This is a genomic window from Mycolicibacterium canariasense (assembly GCF_002101555.1).
Classification (GTDB): Bacteria; Actinomycetota; Actinomycetes; order Mycobacteriales; family Mycobacteriaceae; genus Mycobacterium; species Mycobacterium canariasense.
On record NZ_LQOL01000003.1, the window covers coordinates 77,404 to 95,679 of the forward strand.

19 protein-coding genes are annotated in these 18,276 nt (G+C 68.9%); 4 read left to right on the forward strand and 15 right to left on the reverse strand.

The window, feature by feature from the left end; translation table 11 throughout:
* Positions 1-21: 21 nt before the first annotated feature.
* The 10 genes from AWB94_RS00680 to AWB94_RS00725 form a co-directional block, all read right to left on the reverse strand.
* Positions 22-1,023: a DUF5914 domain-containing Rieske (2Fe-2S) protein gene (locus AWB94_RS00680; RefSeq protein WP_062655240.1), complete on the reverse strand. Its 1,002-nt coding sequence runs from the start codon at positions 1,021-1,023 to the stop codon at positions 22-24.
* Positions 1,020-2,555, reverse strand: a complete 1,536-nt coding sequence (locus AWB94_RS00685; protein ID WP_062655241.1) for an FAD-dependent oxidoreductase — start codon at positions 2,553-2,555, stop codon at positions 1,020-1,022. Before AWB94_RS00685 ends, AWB94_RS00680 begins: the two co-directional genes overlap by 4 nt.
* Positions 2,552-2,875, reverse strand: a complete 324-nt coding sequence (locus tag AWB94_RS00690) for a lycopene cyclase domain-containing protein (RefSeq protein ID WP_062655242.1) — start codon at positions 2,873-2,875, stop codon at positions 2,552-2,554. The genes AWB94_RS00685 and AWB94_RS00690 overlap by 4 nt, the downstream gene beginning before the upstream one ends.
* Positions 2,872-3,222 carry a lycopene cyclase domain-containing protein gene (locus AWB94_RS00695; RefSeq protein WP_062655301.1) on the reverse strand — a complete coding sequence of 117 codons (351 nt, stop codon included), beginning with the start codon at positions 3,220-3,222 and terminating at the stop codon, positions 2,872-2,874. The genes AWB94_RS00690 and AWB94_RS00695 overlap by 4 nt, the downstream gene beginning before the upstream one ends.
* On the reverse strand, positions 3,219-4,163 hold the full coding sequence (locus AWB94_RS00700; RefSeq protein ID WP_062655302.1) for a phytoene/squalene synthase family protein: 945 nt from the start codon (positions 4,161-4,163) through the stop codon (positions 3,219-3,221). The genes AWB94_RS00695 and AWB94_RS00700 overlap by 4 nt, the downstream gene beginning before the upstream one ends.
* A 16-nt stretch (positions 4,164-4,179) precedes the next feature.
* Positions 4,180-5,700: a phytoene desaturase family protein gene (gene crtI / locus AWB94_RS00705; RefSeq protein WP_062655243.1), complete on the reverse strand. Its 1,521-nt coding sequence runs from the start codon at positions 5,698-5,700 to the stop codon at positions 4,180-4,182.
* Positions 5,700-6,800, reverse strand: a complete 1,101-nt coding sequence (locus AWB94_RS00710; protein ID WP_062655244.1) for a polyprenyl synthetase family protein — start codon at positions 6,798-6,800, stop codon at positions 5,700-5,702. Before AWB94_RS00710 ends, crtI begins: the two co-directional genes overlap by 1 nt.
* 209 nt (positions 6,801-7,009) lie before the next feature.
* Positions 7,010-7,591, reverse strand: a complete 582-nt coding sequence (gene idi / locus AWB94_RS00715) for an isopentenyl-diphosphate Delta-isomerase (RefSeq protein ID WP_234811556.1) — start codon at positions 7,589-7,591, stop codon at positions 7,010-7,012.
* Entirely contained in the window at positions 7,588-8,943 is a 1,356-nt protein-coding gene (locus AWB94_RS00720) for an APC family permease (RefSeq protein WP_062655245.1), read from the reverse strand. The genes idi and AWB94_RS00720 overlap by 4 nt, the downstream gene beginning before the upstream one ends.
* On the reverse strand, positions 8,940-9,413 hold the full coding sequence (locus tag AWB94_RS00725) for an SRPBCC family protein (protein WP_062655246.1): 474 nt from the start codon (positions 9,411-9,413) through the stop codon (positions 8,940-8,942). Before AWB94_RS00725 ends, AWB94_RS00720 begins: the two co-directional genes overlap by 4 nt.
* Positions 9,414-9,567: 154 nt before the next feature.
* On the opposite strand from AWB94_RS00725, the gene AWB94_RS00730 reads away from it, so the two are divergent.
* The gene (locus tag AWB94_RS00730) at positions 9,568-10,251 is read left to right on the forward strand and encodes a GAF and ANTAR domain-containing protein (RefSeq protein ID WP_062655247.1); all 684 of its coding nucleotides are present in this window, start codon (positions 9,568-9,570) and stop codon (positions 10,249-10,251) included.
* 3 nt (positions 10,252-10,254) lie between these two features.
* On the opposite strand, the gene AWB94_RS00735 is transcribed toward AWB94_RS00730, so the two are convergent.
* Both AWB94_RS00735 and AWB94_RS00740 read right to left on the reverse strand, forming a co-directional pair.
* Positions 10,255-12,396 (reverse strand): MDR family MFS transporter, encoded by a 2,142-nt coding sequence (locus AWB94_RS00735; protein ID WP_062655248.1) that lies wholly within the window; start codon positions 12,394-12,396, stop codon positions 10,255-10,257.
* Between the two features lie 110 nt (positions 12,397-12,506).
* Positions 12,507-12,974, reverse strand: coding sequence for a hypothetical protein (locus AWB94_RS00740; protein ID WP_062655249.1), 468 nt, complete (start codon positions 12,972-12,974; stop codon positions 12,507-12,509).
* Positions 12,975-13,247: 273 nt separating this feature from the next.
* Here AWB94_RS00740 and AWB94_RS00745 point away from each other — a divergent pair, with 273 nt between their 5' ends.
* The gene (locus AWB94_RS00745; RefSeq protein ID WP_109762020.1) at positions 13,248-13,415 is read left to right on the forward strand and encodes a hypothetical protein; all 168 of its coding nucleotides are present in this window, start codon (positions 13,248-13,250) and stop codon (positions 13,413-13,415) included.
* A 73-nt stretch (positions 13,416-13,488) separates the two neighbouring features.
* Positions 13,489-13,977: a GNAT family N-acetyltransferase gene (locus AWB94_RS00750; protein WP_062655305.1), complete on the forward strand. Its 489-nt coding sequence runs from the start codon at positions 13,489-13,491 to the stop codon at positions 13,975-13,977.
* Here AWB94_RS00750 and AWB94_RS00755 read toward each other — a convergent pair.
* The 3 genes from AWB94_RS00755 to AWB94_RS00765 are packed head-to-tail and all read right to left on the reverse strand — an operon-like array spanning position 13,974 to position 16,540.
* Positions 13,974-14,531 (reverse strand): type 1 glutamine amidotransferase domain-containing protein, encoded by a 558-nt coding sequence (locus tag AWB94_RS00755; protein WP_062655304.1) that lies wholly within the window; start codon positions 14,529-14,531, stop codon positions 13,974-13,976. The two genes, AWB94_RS00750 and AWB94_RS00755, sit on opposite strands and share 4 nt — an antisense overlap.
* A 13-nt stretch (positions 14,532-14,544) precedes the next feature.
* Positions 14,545-16,323 (reverse strand): thiamine pyrophosphate-requiring protein, encoded by a 1,779-nt coding sequence (locus tag AWB94_RS00760; protein WP_062655251.1) that lies wholly within the window; start codon positions 16,321-16,323, stop codon positions 14,545-14,547.
* A 16-nt stretch (positions 16,324-16,339) separates the two neighbouring features.
* A complete protein-coding gene (locus tag AWB94_RS00765) occupies positions 16,340-16,540 on the reverse strand; it encodes a DUF2795 domain-containing protein (RefSeq protein ID WP_234811557.1) in 201 nt (66 codons plus the stop codon).
* A 297-nt stretch (positions 16,541-16,837) separates the two neighbouring features.
* Here AWB94_RS00765 and AWB94_RS00770 point away from each other — a divergent pair, with 297 nt between their 5' ends.
* The gene (locus tag AWB94_RS00770) at positions 16,838-18,271 is read left to right on the forward strand and encodes a phospholipase D-like domain-containing protein (RefSeq protein ID WP_062655253.1); all 1,434 of its coding nucleotides are present in this window, start codon (positions 16,838-16,840) and stop codon (positions 18,269-18,271) included.
* The last annotated feature ends 5 nt before the right edge of the window (positions 18,272-18,276 follow it).

The following is an 18,276-nucleotide window of genomic DNA, read 5'->3' on the forward strand; positions in this document are numbered from 1 at the left end:
ACAAACGTGGTCACGTCGCGATCACCTGGCCGACCGCAGTTGGTACAGCCGTTCGGCGTAGGCGAGGTCATCACGCCACAGCCGAGCGGCGGCCATCCGCATGAGCGGGCGGAGCAGCGGGGCGACGGCCTTCGACCTGCCGAAGTGCTTGCGATCCGAGTGGGCGATCACCGCTTCCAGCACCGCGGTCCTGGGCCGGCCGTCCAGGCCAATGCCCAGCGGGGTGGCGTGGGTTTCCACGACACTGCCGACCCCCTCGCCGTCGACGATGTGCATCACCACGGTGCGCGGCTCCGGGGTGGTGAACTCCGCGACCACGGGCACCCCCAGCCGACCGACCTTGAAAGTGACGTCGACGACGAAGCGGTCATCCTCGGGGCGCAGATCGTCGGTGGCTGCGGGAGCGTGGCGCACCCGCAGCGCGGTGAACGAGTAGGGGTGAAACCAGGCGCCGTGCCAGGGATCCAGTCGGTTGGCCACGATGTCATCCGGTTCGCAGACACCTTCCACGGCGGCCACCGCCGCCAACCGGGGCTCCGGCGGGCGCACCGGCAGAATGGGTGCCTCGGTCGGGGTCTCGCCGCCGACCGCGTCCAGGCGCACCCAACTCAGCACGCCGTCGTCGAAGGTCGGTAGTGGCCGCCAGGTCCCGTGCCGACGACCGTCCAGGCGCAGCCCGTGCCACGGGCAGATCAAGGCCCCGCACTCGACCGGTGACCGGGCGAGGTCGGCGCCGAGATGAGGGCAGGCGCGCGGACCTGCCAGCAGCGCACCGTCCTGACCGCGCCATGCCACGATCGGCACCCCCGCCACGCGGGTGCCCAGCGGCGTGGTGCCGATGCGTGAGCTGTCGGCGAACGCGAACCAGTTGCCGCTGGGTCGGCTCACGGTCCGGCGCAGTGCCGCCTGGATCACCGCCGGGTTGGCGTCGCCGTAGGTGGGCCGCTGTGCCGACCATGCGGTGGGGGCAAGCGTGGTGAACGGCGAGATGTGTCCGGCCCAGCGCCGCAGCGCCCCGGTCATCGGTGCCGCTCCTGGGTACGGGCGGCCAACAGCCGCAGTCCGCGCGAGCGCCCGCGGGTGGGCACCGTGTACAGATCGTGGCCGGCCAATCCGAAGCCGGCCAGCAGGCCGTTGGCGGCCAGCCATCCGGTGGTGGCGGCGCGTTCCATCAGCGCTACCGGCACATCGGCCCGAATACCGTCGCCGGCCAGCATGATTCGTGGATCGGGGGTGGTCACGGTGGGCCGCCCGGCGAAATCACCGGGTGCGAACCGGGGACAATCCTGGCGGCGCAGCAGGCGTTCGTCGACGATGCCGGCATGCATCGTTTCCGGGTAGAGCTGGTGCATCCGCGCCAGCAGCGCGGCCCGAACCTGGGCGTCGGATTCGGTCACCGAGTACGCGTGCAATTCGACCACTGATCCTCCCGTACGCCTGGCCCACTGCGCGGCTTCGCGTTCGTAGCGCTCCAGAACGCTGATGTTGTCCAGCGGTGGCCGGCCGCCGGTTCCCACGAAGGCGGCGCGGTCGCGACGTACCGGTCGATCGAGCCACAACCGCAGCACGACGAATGCCGGTGCGGTGCCGAGGGCGGCGACCTGCCCGCGCCAACCCTCGTCGCCGAGCGTCGGCGACGACGCGATGAGGCGTTGCAAGCCGGTGACATCGGTTGCCAGCACTGCCGCGTCGGCCTCGATGTCCGGCGCGCCGGCGGCCCGTACCCGAACACCGGTGTCGGTGCGGTCCACCGCTTCGACCGCGGCGCCCAGGTGAAAGCGCACTCCGAGGTCGGAAAGATAGTCGTGCAGCGGATTCCACAGCGCGACATCGAAATTGGCATTAGCCACGTCGAAGACCAGGCCTTCGGACGAGCCGAGGAAGTAGATGTGGAACATGGTCACCAGTTCGGCGGCGGACAGCGCGTCGGGCCGGGCGAAGAAACTGCGGGCGAACACCTCGAAGGCCAGATGGCGTGCGGCGTCCGGAAAATTGATATCCCGCAGGAAGGTGGCCGCGTCGAGATGGTCCAACCGGTCATAGGTGGACGGCACCCCGACCGTCACCAGCGGCGCGGCCGCCTTGGCATCCAGTCGCATCAGATCGCGCATCCGGAACGTCGGACTGCGCAGCGCGAACGCCAGCGCGTTGAACGGCGGCGTGCGCGGCAACCCGCGGAAGGTGTCCCGGCGCCCGTCACCGTCGACCAGGGGATAGTCCGCAATCGGCGAGAGCGCTCGCAGGTGCGGGTCGGCGCGGCGCAACAGGGCCCGCAGGTTGTAGTACTGCCGGAAGAAGGCGTGGAAACCCCGGTTCATCCCGGCGCGGCTACCGTCGGCCAGGGACTCCGGCCAGCCGGCCACCCGGCCGCCCAGCCGGTCGGCAGCCTCGACGAGGTGGACACCGACACCGCGCTCGGCCAGGCCCGTCGCCGCCGCAAGTCCGGCGATACCGCCGCCGACGACGGCGACGGTCGGAACCCGGGACAGGCCGGCGGTGTCGGGCAACCCGGCACCGCCCGGCAGTCGTTCCCGCCGTGGATCCGGCGCCGTCACCGGGACTCCTCGGCGCGGGCCCGTTGCCGCTCCCACAACAGCAGTACGCCGGTCACCAGCGCATAACCGAACAGGAAGTCCTCGACCGGGATGTCGACGGGGAACCGGACACCGCTGGTGTGCCGGTCGTCGTAGATCACGATGGGCGCCGAGAGCTTGGTCAGCCAGCCGTCCACCGGAATCTGGAAGCCCAGCACGATCACCATCGATATCCAGTAGCTGGCACGGCGGAACAGCCCGGTGCGCAACACCTTCCATTCGAGCACCACCACGATGGCGACGGCCAGCACCGCGGGTAGCGTGTAGCCGAGGCCGGTCATCGGTCGGACTCCACCCGCCGCCTGCTCAGCCACGACAGGATGGTGTCCACCGCCGAGTAGGTCAGCAGCCCGCACATCGGGATGACCACGAAGAACAACACCTCCTCCAGCGGAAGGGCGCCGGGCAGCACCACACCGAGCAGGTAGCGCGGGTTGTAGTGCCACACGCCGGCGGCCACCGCGACCGCGTCCCAGATCAAGAAGACCGCCGCGACCGGCAGGATCGCCGTGAGCAGCCGGCGGGGCTGCCGGTACACCCCGCGGCCGAACAGCTCCAGGGGCGCGGTGATGAGCACACACGCGGCCAACACCAGCAGGTACTGCCAGTGGTCGAGTGCGGTGCTCATCGGCGCCGTACCGCGGTTCGCGCCCACCAGGCGCCGGCCAGACCACGCAATGCGACCACCGCCCGTCGGGGTTTGCCGACGCTCGCCCGGGTGCCGAAGATCTCGAAGTCGAGTTCTTCGATGCGGGACAAGATTTCGGAATACAGCGTGAGTGCGGCCTGCACACACGGACGGGATATCGGCCCCAGCATGGCGATACCGGGCTCCGCCTCGCGGTACACCCGGCGGGCCCGCGCATGCTGGTCCACCAAGGCCCGCCGCACGCGGGGGTCGCTGCGTCCGTTGCGGTGGCACCACAGCAGCAGATCACGGTCGACACCGTGGACGGCCAGTTCGTCGGCAGGCAGGTACACCCTGCCCCTGGCCAGATCTTCGTCCACGTCGCGGAGAAAGTTGGTGAGCTGGAACGCTTTTCCCAACGCCGCGGCATGCGGTGCGGCCTCCTCGCGGGCCACCGTGGTGCCGAGGATGGGCAACATCTGCAGCCCGATCACCTCCGCCGAGCCGTGCATGTACCGCTCCAACGCGGCGCGGTCCGGATAACCGGTGACCGTCAGGTCCATCCGCATGGAGGCCAGGAAGTCGTCGAACAGATCCCAGCCGATGCCGTATCGGTGTGCGGTGTGTACGACGGCCGTCAGGACCGGGTCACCGAGGGGGGAGGCGCCACCGGTCAGGCAGTCGAACAACCGGTCCGACAACGACCGCAGCTGCTCGGCCCGCAGGTCACCGTCGCGTCCGTCGAAGGCGTCGAGGATGTCGTCGGCGTAGCGGGCGAACCCGTACAAGGCGTGAACCGCGGGTCGCTGCTGCGGCGCGAGCAGCCGAGTGGCCAGGAAGAAGGTCTTTCCGTCTCTGGCATTGACGGCCCGGCAGTGGGCGTAGGCGGCGCGGAGGTCCGTTCCCTCGAGGCCGGCTGCATCGAGTTCGCCGTTGATCATCATCGAACCCCGCTCATCATCGAATCCCGCTCATCGTGCTGTCGTCCCTCGGCGCGGACGACGCGGTCACGCCGGTGATCCGGTCGGCGGCCAGTCGGCCGGAGATCACCGCGGTGGGGACACCGACCCCGGGAACGGTCGACGAGCCGGCGAGTACGACGTTCTCTATCCCGCGCACCGTGTTGGCCGGTCGGAACGGTCCGGTCTGGCCGAAGGTGTGTGCCAGCGCGAACGGTGTGCCCGCGAGCATGCCGCGCCGCGCCCAGTCGGCGGGGCTGACGACATCCAGGATCTCGGCGTCCGCACCGAGCCCGGGCACCCGAGACCGAACGGTGTCGAGCATGTGCTCGACGTACGCCGACGACGTGGCATCCCAATCGATCCGTCCCACTTGGGTATTCGGCGCCGGCGCCAACACGTACAGCAGGTCTCGGCCCGGCGGTGCCAGGGTGGGGTCGCTCGCCGTCGGACGGGTGACCAACAGTGAGGGATCGCCCATCACCCGGCCCTGGTTGATGATCTCGTCGAACGTCCGCTGCCATGCGTCGCCGAACACGATCGTGTGATGGCCCGCGACGGCTGTCCCGGCGCGGCACCCGACGTGGGCGACCACCGCCGACGGCGCGGGCCGCAATGCCGTCAGTCGCCGCGGACTGCGGCCCAGCAGGTGGTAGGTGGTGGGTAGTTCGGTGGTCAGCACCACGGCATCGGCGGGCACCCGGGTGCCGTCTTCGGTGAGCACCGCGGTGACGCGGGACCCGCTGCGTTCCAGGCGATCGACCTCGGCGCCGTAACGGAATTCGACACCGGCGGCCGCCGCGGCTGCCGCCATCGCGTCGGGGATCGCCCGCATTCCGCCACGGGGGAAGTAGACCCCGGCCACGGTGTCCATGTAGGCGATCACCGCGTAGGCGGCCAGCGCGCTGTGTGGCGGCACGCCGGCGTAGAGCGCCTGGAAGGTGAAGACCCGCAGCAGCCGCTCGTCCTTCAGATAACGGCGGATCATGCGCTCCCACCGCCGGAAACCGCCGAGTGCGGCGAGCCGGGCCAACTGCGGTGTCAACAGGGACAGCGGGGAGTCGAAGTTGGCCGAGATGAAGCCGTCGAACTCCGCCTTGTACAACGCCGTCAGCCAGGCCCGCATCCGCACATAGCCCGCGGCTTCGGTCGGCCCGGCGAACCGCTCGATCTCGGCGGCCATCGCCTCCGGTTCGGTGTGCACCGCCAGCTCGCTGCCGTCGGCGAAGCGCGCCTGGTAGGCCGGATGCAAGGGCGCGAGGTCCACCCGCGCCGGCAGCGAATCACCTACCGCCCCAAGGGCTTCATCGATGATCTCGGGCATCGTCAAGACGGTCGGCCCGGTGTCGAGCGAATACCCGGCGATATCCCCACGGCCCATCCGTCCGCCCGGCGCCGGGTCCCGCTCCAGCACCGTGACCCGTCGGCCGCGGCCGGCCAGGTGCAGCGCCGCCGACAACCCGGACAATCCGGCGCCGACGATGACGACGTGATCGGTGCGACCCTTCACAGAACGCATCAGGCAAGCCTTTCCGTGCAGAACGTGGCCATGTCGATGAGGGCGGAACGTGAGTCATGCGGGATGTCCGGACGGTCCAGGCGGCTCAGCGCGTCCTCCAGCCGTTCGGCGATGAGGTTCTCGATCCAGGCCAGCGCGCCGCTGGCGTGGATGAGCGTGCGCCACCGGTCGATGTCACCGGGCTCCAGCCGGCCAGTGGTCATCAGTTCGGTCAGTTCCCGGCGCACCGCCGGCTCGGCGAGCAGGTGGGCAGCCACCACCACACTGGTGGCCTTGCGGTCGGCCAGGTCGGTATGCGTCGGCTTGCCGGTCTCGGTGACGCTGCCCGCCACCCCGAGCACGTCGTCGCGTAGCTGGAAGGCCTCGCCGATGGCGCCGCCGTAGGCGCCGAGGGCCTCGACGACGGCGGGCCCGCAGCCGGCCATCGCCGCGCCGAGCTCGAGCGGTCTGCGCACGGTGTAGTTGCCGGACTTGCGCCGGAGCACGTCGAGCACATCGTCCAGCGACGGCAAGGTGCAGGAGTCGTTGACCAGGTCGGCGAACTGCCCGACCGCCAGTTCGGTGCGCATCATGTCGTAACGCGGCCAGACTCGGGCCAGCACGCCGTGGTCGAGACCGCTGGTCCGCAACATCTGCTCGGCCCACACCAGACACAGATCACCGAGCAGCACCGCGGCCGATTCGCCGAACCGGTCGGACTCACCACCCAGTCCGCGCTCGCGGTGCCAACGACCGAATGCCACGTGGGCGGCGGGGTGCCCGCGGCGCAGCTGCGCCGAATCCATGACGTCGTCCTGCAGCAGGGCGAAGGCGTGCAGCAGCTCAAGACTGGCGCAGGCCCGAACCGCGGGAGCCGATGGTGCCCAGCCGGCGGTCCCGCAGGTCCAGCCCAGATACATGAAGGTGCTCCGAACGAACTTGCCACCGTGGGTCAGGGTGCGCAGGACATCGCCGGCGATGTCGACATGCGCGCCCCGCAGCTGGTCGGTGCAATGCCCGGACAGGAAGTCCGACAGTTCGTCGCGCAGCTGCGCGCACAACGGCGCGCGCCAAGCACATGACGAATCTCCGGCCGTGGGCCCGGGCCGGGTGTCGACCATGGTGGGGTGCCTGTACTCAGCCAATGAGCTCCTCGTATCCGTGGTGCGTCCAGGGATTCGGCGCGCATCCCCGCAAGGACGGGTGAACGCACGCCGATGTGTCCGGGATCACAACGTCGCCGGATGAGCGATTCATGTCTGGCCCCCTGCCCCTGCGGTCGACATCCGGGATCGCACGGCGTCGCCTCGTGTGGAGTACCCGCTCGGGGTCAGCGAAACGCCACCAGATGCAGGGAGTCCAGGAGGGGGATCTGGGCGGCCGCCCACGGGCTGATGGCCCACGGCAGCCGGGCGGCGGCGCGCAGCTCGTCCCACTGGACCCAGACGTGCTCCATGACCTCGGCGGGGTCCGGTCGTACCGGACCGGCCACCCGGCCGAAGTAGACCGGACATATCTCGTTCTCCACGACACCGTCCGCGGCGGTGGCTCGGTACCGGAAATCGGGTAGTACACAACTCAATTCGTCGATATCCAGGCGCAACTCCTCGCGCACCCGGCGCCGCACCGCCGCCTCGGTGCCCTCGCCGGGTGCCGGATGCCCGCAACACGAGTTGGTCCAGACGCCGGGGAAGGTCTTCTTGTGCAGCGCACGCCTGGTCAGCAGCACCGCTCCGGCGTCGTCGAACAGATAACAGGAGAAGGCCAGGTGCAGGGGCGTGTTGGTGTGGTGTACCTGCTCTTTGGGAGCGGTGCCGATCGGATGGCCGTCCTCACCGAGAAGCACCACCAGTTCTTGCACGTGATCGCCCTCCGCCGTGTCCTTGCCGTTGCGCACCGAGGGATTCGTCACCGGCGCTCCGGTGGATGGGTCGGCCCGGTGAGACCGAGTCGTGCGTGGCCGAGCAGGAACAGCGCCGCACCGACCGCCAACAGCATCCCGGCGAACAGCCACACCTGGGCGCTCTGCCGGCACATCAACAACACACAGGAGGCCACCCCGAGCACGGGAACCGGCGTCCACACCCGGAAGTGCTCGTGTGCCACGGTGTCCCGCCGCAGCACCAGCACCGCGACGTTGGTGCTGATGAAGACGAACAACAACAGCAGGACCACCGTTTCGGCCAGGGTGGACAGCGTTCCGATGATGGTGAGCAGGATGGCCACCGCGGTGGTGGACAGGATCGCCACCCACGGCGTGCGGCGTTCGGGCAGCACCCGGGTCAGGACGGCCGGCAGCAGGCCGTGCTCGCCCATCCCAAAGGCCAGCCTGCTGGCCATGATCATGGTCAACAGGGCGCCGTTGGCGACGGCCACCAGGGCGATCGCGCTGAACACCCGGTCCGGGACACCCAGCCCGGACGCCGCCACGACGTCGAGCAGCGGGCCGGTCGATCCGGCCAGCCGGTCGGGGGCGAGCACGGCCGCGGCGGCGATACCCACCAGCACATACACCACCCCGGCGGTGATCAGCGCGCCGAAGAGTGCCGACGGATACACCTTGGCCGGATTACGGATCTCCTCGGCGACATTCGCCGACGTCTCGAACCCGACGAAGGAGTAGTAGGCGATGATCGCCCCGCTGAGGATGGCCAGCGCCGGCGTGGTTCCTTCGGGGAACTGGGTCAGCCGGCCGGGGTCGCCGCGACCGCCGCCGAGTACCACCGCCCCGGCGACGACCACGATGAGCAGACCACTGAGTTCCACCACCGTCATTGCGACGTTGCTCTTGACCGATTCGCTGATGCCACGGGCGTTGAGCGCGGCGATCAGCAGCAGGAACATGATGGCGGCCGGCACGCTCGGCACGTCGATGAAGGTGCGCAGGTAATCCCCGGCGAAGGCCAGCGCCAGGCCGGCGGCACTGGTCACCCCGGCCGCGAGCATGCAGAAGCCGACGAGGAACGACACCAGCGGCCGCCCGAAGGCCCGTTCGGCGAACACGGCGGCGCCGCCGGCCTTCGGATACTTGGTGACCAGTTCGGCATAGGAGCCGGCGGTCAGCAAGGCCAGCACGAGTGCGCCCAGCAGCGGGGCCCACAGCGCCCCGCCGACCTTCTCCGACAGCACGCCCATCAACGCGTACACCCCGGCACCCAGCACATCACCGAGGATGAACAGGAACAGCAGCGGGCCGGTGATGCTGCGCCGCAGCTTGGTGGCGGGCAGTGCCTGCCCGGGTTCCTCGGCGGTCTCGGGTGTCATCCGGCATCGTCGGGTGTGCGGCGTTCGGCGAGGGCGGCCAGGCGCCGGATGCATTCCCGGTTGCGCGGGACGACGGCCAGCAGCGCCAACCGGTGCGGCACCCATCCCATGGGTGCCCCCACCGGGGTCTCGGCCATCTCGATGCGACAACCGTCGTCGATATCGAAGAGTCGCAGCGTGATTCGTGCCTTGCCCAGGGGGCGGCCCTTGGCCAGCAAGACCAGTTCCTCCAGCGGCCGGCACTCCTGCACCACCGTGATGTCGTCGAGCAACAGCGGCCACACCCCGATGGAGTGCTCGATGGTGCTGCCGACGGCCGGCCAACTCGGGTCGACCGCCCGCATCCGGCTGTTGCCCACCACCCACTGCGAATAGGTCCAGCCGTCGGCGACGACCTCCCACACCCGACTGCGGGTGGCCGAGGTATCGCGCTTGACGGTCAGCACGCTGTCAACTTCCTCTGCAGGCATGGCAGGCACCCTTTCTCGAGCGAGCACCGAAGGGCTCGACGTTCGGCCGGTCGGCGACCGCACCGCATCATCGGCCACCACCAGGGCATAGCCGTCACCACCGCCGGCCAAACGCCTCGTTTCGTTCCGCGTGCCCCGGGGCACCCTTTGGGACATGTCCGACTTGCACGGCCGAGCGCTGGCTGCCCGTATGGGTGAGCTGGCTCGCGCCGTCGCGGTCCCGACCAGCACCGACGAGATCCTTTCCCACGTCACCAGCGCGGCGGTGGAGTTGATCCCGGGTGTGGACACCGCCGGCATCTTGTTGATAGCGCCGGGCGGAAAGTTCGAATCGCATGCCACCACCTCGGACCTGCCGCACGAACTGGATCAGCTGCAGCGGTTGTTCGACGAAGGACCATGCCTGGCCGCGGCGGTGGAGGACATCATGGTGCGCACCGATGATTTCCGCACCGAGACCCGCTGGCCGGCGTACTCGGCGGCCGCCGTGAAGATCGGGGTGCTCAGCGGGATGTCGTTTCGGCTCTACACCGCCGATCGCACCGCCGGTGCGCTCAACCTGTTCGGGTTCGAGCCTCAGGCGTGGGACGAAGATGCCCGCACGACCGGTAGTGTGCTGGCCGCGCACGCCGCCGCGGCGATCCTGGCGCACCGTCAAGGCGAGCAGTTGCAGTCGGCGTTGGCCAGCAGAGACCGCATCGGTCAGGCCAAGGGCATCATCATGGAGCGCTACAACGTCGACGATGTGCGGGCTTTCGACATGATCCGGCGGCTGTCGCAGGAGAGCAACGCTCGGGTGGTGGACATTGCCGAACGCGTGATCGCCAGTCGCGGTTGATGTTCAGCCCCGGGCGCGGAACGGCCGGGTGGGCGGCTCTGCCGGGGCGTTCCGGGCAGACCTCGTCGGAGCCCCAGGCGGGCGGTGGCCGGCGCCGAGCTTGAGCGGGCGGGTTTCGTCTGCCGCGGCGTCGCGCTCCAGCAGCACGCCGCGGGCGATCCGGTCCAGTGCCCCCTGTACCTGCATCCGATCCGGCCGGCCCTGGAATTCCGATGAGCGAGCCAGGGTTTCGGTGATCCAACCGGATATCAGGTCGCGGGCGGTGTTGATCTCTGCGGCGCCCGCCGGGGTGAGGGTGAACGCATCCCCGGCACGGGTGGCGTAACCGGTGGCGACCAGACGGCCGAAGGTGGGTTCAAGGATCTGGCGCGGCACCCGTCGCTCGTCGGCGATGTCGAGCAGATTCGCGGTCCCGGTCACCGCGGCGTGCCGGTAGATCTGGATCAGCGCCCACAGCGCCGCGGTGTCCACGTGACTGCGCGGCGAATGCGCCAGGGCCTCCAGGTCGACACCCTGGCTGCGGTGCAGTAACCGGCCGATGGCGACTTCGAGAAGTTTTTCGGGCGGTTCGATGGTCGGCATGCCGAACCCCTCCCCCAGGTCGGTGCTGCCGCTGGCAGCCGTATCGCGTAGTGGCACCTGTTTGAGGAACAGCGCCAGGACGAACCCGACGAGGGCGACCGGCGCCGCGTACAGGAACACCCGGCTGAGCGAATCGGCGTAGGCGTCGATGATCGGTGCGGCGAGATCGTGCGGAAGCTGGTGCAGCACTTGGGGTGCGGTGGCGGCCTGCGGCGGTGCGCCACTGCGGGCCATGGCCGCCGGCAGCTTGTCGTCCAGGAAGTTGGCGAACATGGAGCCGAAGATCGCGGCTCCGAACGAGCTGCCGATGGTCCGGAAGAAGGTGACGCCCGAGGTCGCCACGCCGAGATCGGTGAAGTCGACGGTGTTCTGCACGACCAGGATGAGCACCTGCATGCTCAGCCCGATCCCGATGCCCAGCACCAGTAGGTACAGCGATTGCACCGGCGCCGAGGTGTCGGGGCCCATCCGGGACAGCAAGACGAATCCCAGTGCCATGATCGCGGTTCCGGCGATGGGGAAGATCTTGTACCGCCCGGTCCGGCCGACGATCACGCCGCTGCCCAGCGACGTCACGAGCAGGCCGGCGACCATGGGAAGTGTCCGCAAGCCGGACATGGTGGCTGACACACCGTCGACGAACTGCATGTAGGTCGGCAGGAAGGTGAGGGCCCCCAGCATCGCGAACCCGACCACGAAGGAGAGCACACAGCACACCGTGAAGACCGGATTGGCGAAGAGCCGGATGGGCAGAATCGGCTCGGCGGCCCGGCGTTCGGCGGCGACGAACGCGACCAGCGCCGCCGTCGAGCCGACGAAGAGAGCGATGACGGTCGGCGACCCCCAGGCGTAGGTGGTGCCACCCCAACTGGTCGCCAACGTCAACCCGGCCGCACCGATACCGATGAGCACGATGCCCGCGTAGTCCAAGACCGGCCGCGCGGTGCGGTTCAGTTCGGGAATCGCCACGGCGGCGATCGCGATGACCACGACGGCGACCGGGACGTTCACCCAGAACGCCCAGCGCCACGTCAGATGATCGGTGAACAGGCCGCCGAGCAGCGGCCCGACGACGGTGGTGACACCGAACACCGCGCCCAGGGCGCCCTGATAGCGACCGCGATCGCGCAGCGGGATGACCTCGCCGATGACCGCGACCGCCGTCACCGTGATGGCGCCACCGCCGAGGCCCTGCAGCGCCCGGGACGCGACCAGCATTCCCATCGACTGCGCCAGACTGCAGAGCACCGAGCCGGCCAGGAACAGCAGCACGGCGACCTGGAACACCTTCTTGCGGCCGAAGATGTCGCCCAGTTTGCCGACCACCGCGGTGACGATGGTGGAGGCCAGCAGGTAACTGGTGACGACCCAGGCCTGGTGGCCGGCACCACCGAGGTCGGCGACGACGGTGGGCAGCGCCGTGGCGACGATGGTCTGGTCGAGGGCGGCCAGCAGCATCCCCAGCACGACCGCTAGGAAGATGAGGTTGCGCTGCCTGCCGTCAGCCGCCGCGGTGGCCGACGGCTGATCGGCGGCCGGCCGGGGCGCGGTGGTAACGGACATGGCGGTGGCTCCCTCTGCCGGGCGGATCGGTGGTTCTCGCTTGCGTCCCCCGATCCATACCCGGGGGCGTGCCCACTGATACCGGCCGCGCGCGGGTTACGCCTCGCCGATCACCCGGCGTGACTGGAGGTGGCCTGCGGCGCGGGCGTGCGGGGGGCCTGGTCGGCTGTGCTGGAGCGGCGCAGGCGACGTCGGTCGCGCGCGATGCGGCGGCTCAGGATGCGCTGGTCCCTGGCGCTCACATTGCGGTTCTTGTGGGCCAGCAGCTCAAGCTGCGCCCAGCTCAGACCGTCGAGGTCGCCGTCGGCGTCGTGGGTGGCCACCACGATGCACCCGCGCAACAGGGGGACCGTCTTCGCGTCGAAAGATGTTGTTGCCAAGAGTAATTCGGTAGCACGGCGGTTGACGCTGCGCTGGCACCGGCGCGACGTCGGGCTGAACCAGAAGTCGAATTGCCGATCGGCGCTGGTCAGACTCTGCAGGCCCTGGTCATGGACGAGTTGGGTGATATCGGCCTGGGTGTAGGCACGGGTTTCATATACGGCGCCATTGACGCTGAAGTACAGGACGGTGTTCATTGTGATGACCCATTCGGCTCTTTCTCGTGGACGGGTGCACCGATCTCCGGTGCTGTTACCAAAGATACCCGTGTGACAATTGAGGTAAACGACGATAACGATCCGGATAATTCCCGGTGCCACTGCGCCGTTTGCTGACAGTGCGGCCGCCACTGGGCTCCGAGCATCGTTTCCTGCCAACCGGCGGTCAATTGCTGCCATCGGAATTACCGGGCTGACCAGTGCGTTATGGGTGTCAGAAGTCAGCAGAGCACCAGCCAGAAGGGCACTCAAATGAAGAAGTTCGGTTTTGCCAGCATCATCGCCTCCGGATTCGCCGCCGCCGTCGTGGCCTTGGCCGCCCCCGCACAGGCCGATATCACCCACCACGAGTGGGTGCACGATATCCAGCAGCACGCCACCACCGGTCAGGTGACGTCGGTCTTCGGCAACGGCCGTTGATCGGATCAGACCTGGCGCACAGGGGCACCCCTACCGGGTGCCCCTGTGCGCATGTGTGGCCTTGTATAACGGCATCGTGAAACAAGCCGGGACCGTCGAATTCATCGCCGTGGCGCAGAGCGACCCACTGGCGCAGCCCTTGCTGGACGAGCTCGCCCGCGAGTACACCGCGCGCTACGGGGACCTCAGCGGTACCGAATACGCCGATATGCGGGCCTACCCGGCGCAGGAGTTCGACCCACCCAACGGTGTGCTCATCGTCGGGGTGTCCGACGGGATCCCGGTTGCCGGGGGAGCGTTTCGACGCCACGACGCCCACACGGCAGAACTCAAACGGATCTGGACCTCGTCGGCGCACCGCGGACGCGGCTACGGCAAGCTGGTGGTCGCCGAGCTGGAGCGCATCGCCCGCGAGCGCGGCTATCGGAAGGTGTGCCTGACCACCGGACCGCGCCAGCCGGAAGCCGTGGGCCTCTACCTGTCCACCGGATACCGGCCGCTTTACGATCCGTCGCTACCGGCCGAGGAAATCGGCGCCCACGTCTTCGAGAAGGTGCTCTAGGTGTGTGCCTTCACCGCGGCGAACTGATCGGTGATCGCCTGGCAGAACGCCGGCAGGTCCTCCGGTGAGCGGCTGGTGATCAGGTTGCCGTCGATGCAGACCGACTGATCGACGACGGTCGCCCCGGCATTGCGCAGGTCGGTGCGGATGCTCGGGTACGAGGTCAGGGTCCGATCCCGGACGACGCCGGCTTCCACCAACGTCCACGGTCCGTGGCAGATCGCTGCGACCGGCTTGCCCGACCGCACGAAATCCCTGACGAAGGCCACGGCCGCCGAATCCAGGCGCAACTTGTCCGGGTTGACGGTGCCGCCGGGCAGGATCAGCGCGTCGTAGTCGTCGACGGCCGCGTCGGCCACGGTGCCGTCCACCGGGAATGTCCCGGCCGGCTCCAGATCGTGGTTGCGGGCTTGGATCTCACCGGGTTTCACCGACAACAGGTCGGCTCGGCCGCCGGCATCCGTGACAGCGGCGCGTGGCACCTCCAGTTCCACCTTCTCGACACCGTCGGCGGCGAGGATGGCGATCTTGCGGCCTTGCAGTTCGTTGGGCATCACATACTCCATATCAGTGGGTGTACCGGTTGGCGCTCTCCTGCCGGACGCGCTGTTGTGCACACGCCCCATCGGTTTCCCGTTCCAGGGCCGAGATAATCCGACCTTCGGTAGCCTTCGGCAGCTGCGGCGGCAACATCGGAGTCGACGCGTCGACCACCGCCTCCAACACGAAGGGCCGGTCGGCGGCGAATGCCTGCTGCCATGCCGAGGACACCTGGGCCGATTCGGTGACCCGTGCACTGGCCAGGCCCAGCAGTTCGGCGTAACCGGCATACGGAAACGACGGAACACGTTGGGAGGCTGGGAATCTCGGATTGCCCTCCATCTCGCGCTGTTCCCAGGACACTTCGGCCAGGTCGCCGTTGTGCAACACCAGGATCACGAAGCGCGGATCCATCCAATCGCGCCAGCGGTCGGCCACGGAGATCAGGTCGAGAAGTCCGCTCATCTGCATGGCGCCATCACCGACCAGCGCTGCCACCGGACGGTCCGGTGCGTCGAGCTTGGCTGCCAGTCCGTAGGGCATGGCACACCCCATCGACGCGAGATAACCCGACACATGCGCCGGAACGCCGGGCGGCAGGCGCAGATGCCGCGCGTACCAATACGTCACCGACCCGACGTCCACCGCGAGTCTGGCGTTGCGCGGCAGATGCCGAGACAAGGTGCGGATCACCAACTCCGGGTTGGCATGCGGTGTCGGTGCGCTGGCGCGTTGCCACGCCGTGTCCTGCCAGGCGCGTTTCCACCGCACCACCGCGTCATGCCAGCCGCGGTCGGGCTTGCGGGTGAGTCGCGGCGTCAGGGCCGCCAGCGTGTCCCGAGCGCTCCCCACCACCGGCACCTCGACCGGATACTTCGATCCGATCACGCGGGGCTGGATGTCGATCTGCACCGCGCGGGCTTGATCCGGCGCGGGATAGAACTCGGTCCACGGGTCGTTGGATCCGATGACGACGAGAGTGTCGCAGTTCGCCATCAGCTGGGCACTGGCATCGGTGCCCAGATGCCCCATCACGCCGGTGTGCCACGGGGCGTCCTCGTCCAGCACGGGTTTTCCGAGCAGGGAGCACGCAACGCCGGCTCCCGCAGTGTCCACCAGCGCGGCGATCTCGGCTTCCGCCCCGGCCGCACCCCGGCCGACCAGCACGGCCACCCTCTCGCCCGCGTCGATGACTTCGGCGGCCCGGCGCAACTCGTCGTCGGTGGGGCGGGCGAGCCGGGCGTGTCCGGTGACGGGTGCCGACGCCACGATGCCGTGACTGTGCTGCGGCTCCTCGGGCATCTGTGCCTGCTGCACGTCGTGCGGCACGATGAGACAGGTCGGGGTGGAGGTGGCGGCCGCGGTACGCAGAGCGTTGTCCACCGCCATCAGGGCTTGCTCGGGCGCGAACACGGTCTGCACGTACTGGCCGCAGACATCCTTGAACAGCACGTGCAGGTCCACCTCCTGCAGGTAGCCGCTGCCCAGTGCAGTGGAGATCACTTGCCCGACGATTGCTACCACGGGCCTGCGGTCCAGCTTGGCGTCGTACAGGCCGGCCAGCAGGTGGATGGCGCCGGGGCCTTGGGTGGCGATGCAAACACCCACTCCGCCACTGAATTTCGCATGTCCGCATGCCGCGAACGCGGCGAGTTCTTCGTGCCTGGTGGAGACGAACTCGGGATCGCTCCTGCGTTGCAGCGCCCCGAGGATCGGGTTGACGCCGTCGCCGGCGTAGCCGTAGATCCGTTTCACTCCCCACTCGCGCAGACGCCCGACGATCGCGTCGCATACCAGCTCGGCCATCGGTGCAGCCTGGCCGTCAGCCGGTGGAGCCGCCGAGCGCGCCCTCGTCGCCCAGGGCCTGCATCACCGCGCTCGGTCCGTCGAAACTGTCCTTCGCCAATCCCTTGAGGCTTTGCACCAATTCGTCGCCGGCGCCGTGCTGTTCGGCGTGCCGGGCCAGGTCCTCCGCCGAGCCGGGATAGTCGAAGCCGGACAGGCATTTCTGTACTTCGGTCACTTGTAGTCCCATGCCGCCCGGACTACCCGGCACGGTGCGGTCGAAACCTGGGGCACTCACCCCGGGTGCGGGTGTCGATGAGGCACAGCAGCCCGAACAGCGGAGGCTAGCCGGGGTCAGACAGTCCGCCGGCGGGGTGACCCGTGCCGAAAGACGTCCACGACCGTCGACAGCGCTCGTGTAAGCACGATCACCACCTGTTGCCCGCGCAGGTAGACGAGCGTGTACCCGGGCGATGAGCAGCCAAACGCAGCGCACCGATCGGCGCCGGCGCCGGCGGTGTGATAGACAGCGGCTGTGCGCGACGATCCCGTCCTCGTGCCGGGCCGGACCTGCTGGCAGACCGAACACGCCGACCATGTCGCCTTCGTCGTCGACGGCGCGGACTACCTTCGGCACGTCAAGGCCTCGATGCTGCGTGCGCGGCATCGGATCATCTTGGTCGGCTGGGATTTCGACGGCCGGACCACACTCGAACCCGCGGCGCCCACCCTGCCCGGGCCGAACCAGCTGGCGGCGCTTCTGTATTGGCTGCTGTGGAAACGGCCCGGTCTGCAGATCTACGTGCTGAAATCCAACCTCCGGCTGCTGCCGGTCTTCGACGACCTGTGGTACGGGTTGACGCCGGTCACGGTGCTGAACAGGCTCAGCGGCAGGCGAATTCGCTTCGCCGTCGACGGCGCGCACCCCACCGGCGCCGTGCACCATCAGAAGATCGTGGTGATCGACGACGCGGTAGCCTTCTGTGGCGGCATCGATCTGACGCTGGGCCGATGGGACACGCCGGAACATTTGGACGACAACAGGTTTCGTAGCGACTATGGACCCCGGCACGAGGTGGCCGCCGCCGTGGACGGTCACGCCGCCCGTGCTCTCGGCGAGGTCGCTCGAGACCGGTGGGCGGCCGCCACCGGTCAGACGCTGCCCGCGCTGGACGTGGCGCACGTGGCCTGGCCACGGGGGCTGGAGCCCGACGTGCGCGACGTCGAAGTGGGTATCGCGCGCACCAGCCCCGACCTGCCCGGTCGCGAGGAGGTGCGCGAGGTGGAGGCCCTGAATCTGGCCGCGATCGCCGCCGCACGGCACACCATCTACCTGGAGAACCAGTATCTGGCGTCGCGCACCGTGGCCGAGGCGCTGGCCGGACGCCTGCGCGAACCGGACGGTCCGGAAGTCGTCATCGTGCTACCGCGCCGGTCCGAGAGTCGACTGGAGCAACAGGCGATGGACAGCGCGCGCAAGCTGCTGCTCGACGAACTGTGGGCGGCCGACGAACACGGTCGGTTCGGGGTGTACTGGCCGGTGACCGCGGGCGGGCAGCCGGTGTACATCCACTCGAAAGTCATGGTCATCGACGACCGGTTGCTGCGTATCGGGTCCTCCAATCTGAACAACCGGTCGATGGGTTTCGACAGTGAGTGCGACGTGGCCGTCGAGGCCGCCGGCCCCGGCGACCCGCTCCGGCGGACCATCACGGCTTTCCGGGACCGGCTGATCGCCGAACACCTGGGCGTCGACGTCGCCGATTTCGGCAGGGCCCTGCACGGCGCGACGTTTCTCGAAGCGGTCGAGGCGCTCATCGGCGCGGGCCGGACGTTGCGCCGGTTCACCGCCGAGACCGTCGCCGACGAGGCCAGCCCGTTGGCGGAGAACGAGCTGATGGATCCCGACCACGTACCGCGGTCGCTGGCCGCCAGCCTGCGCCGGTTCCTGACCGGCCTGGGTAACTGACCGCG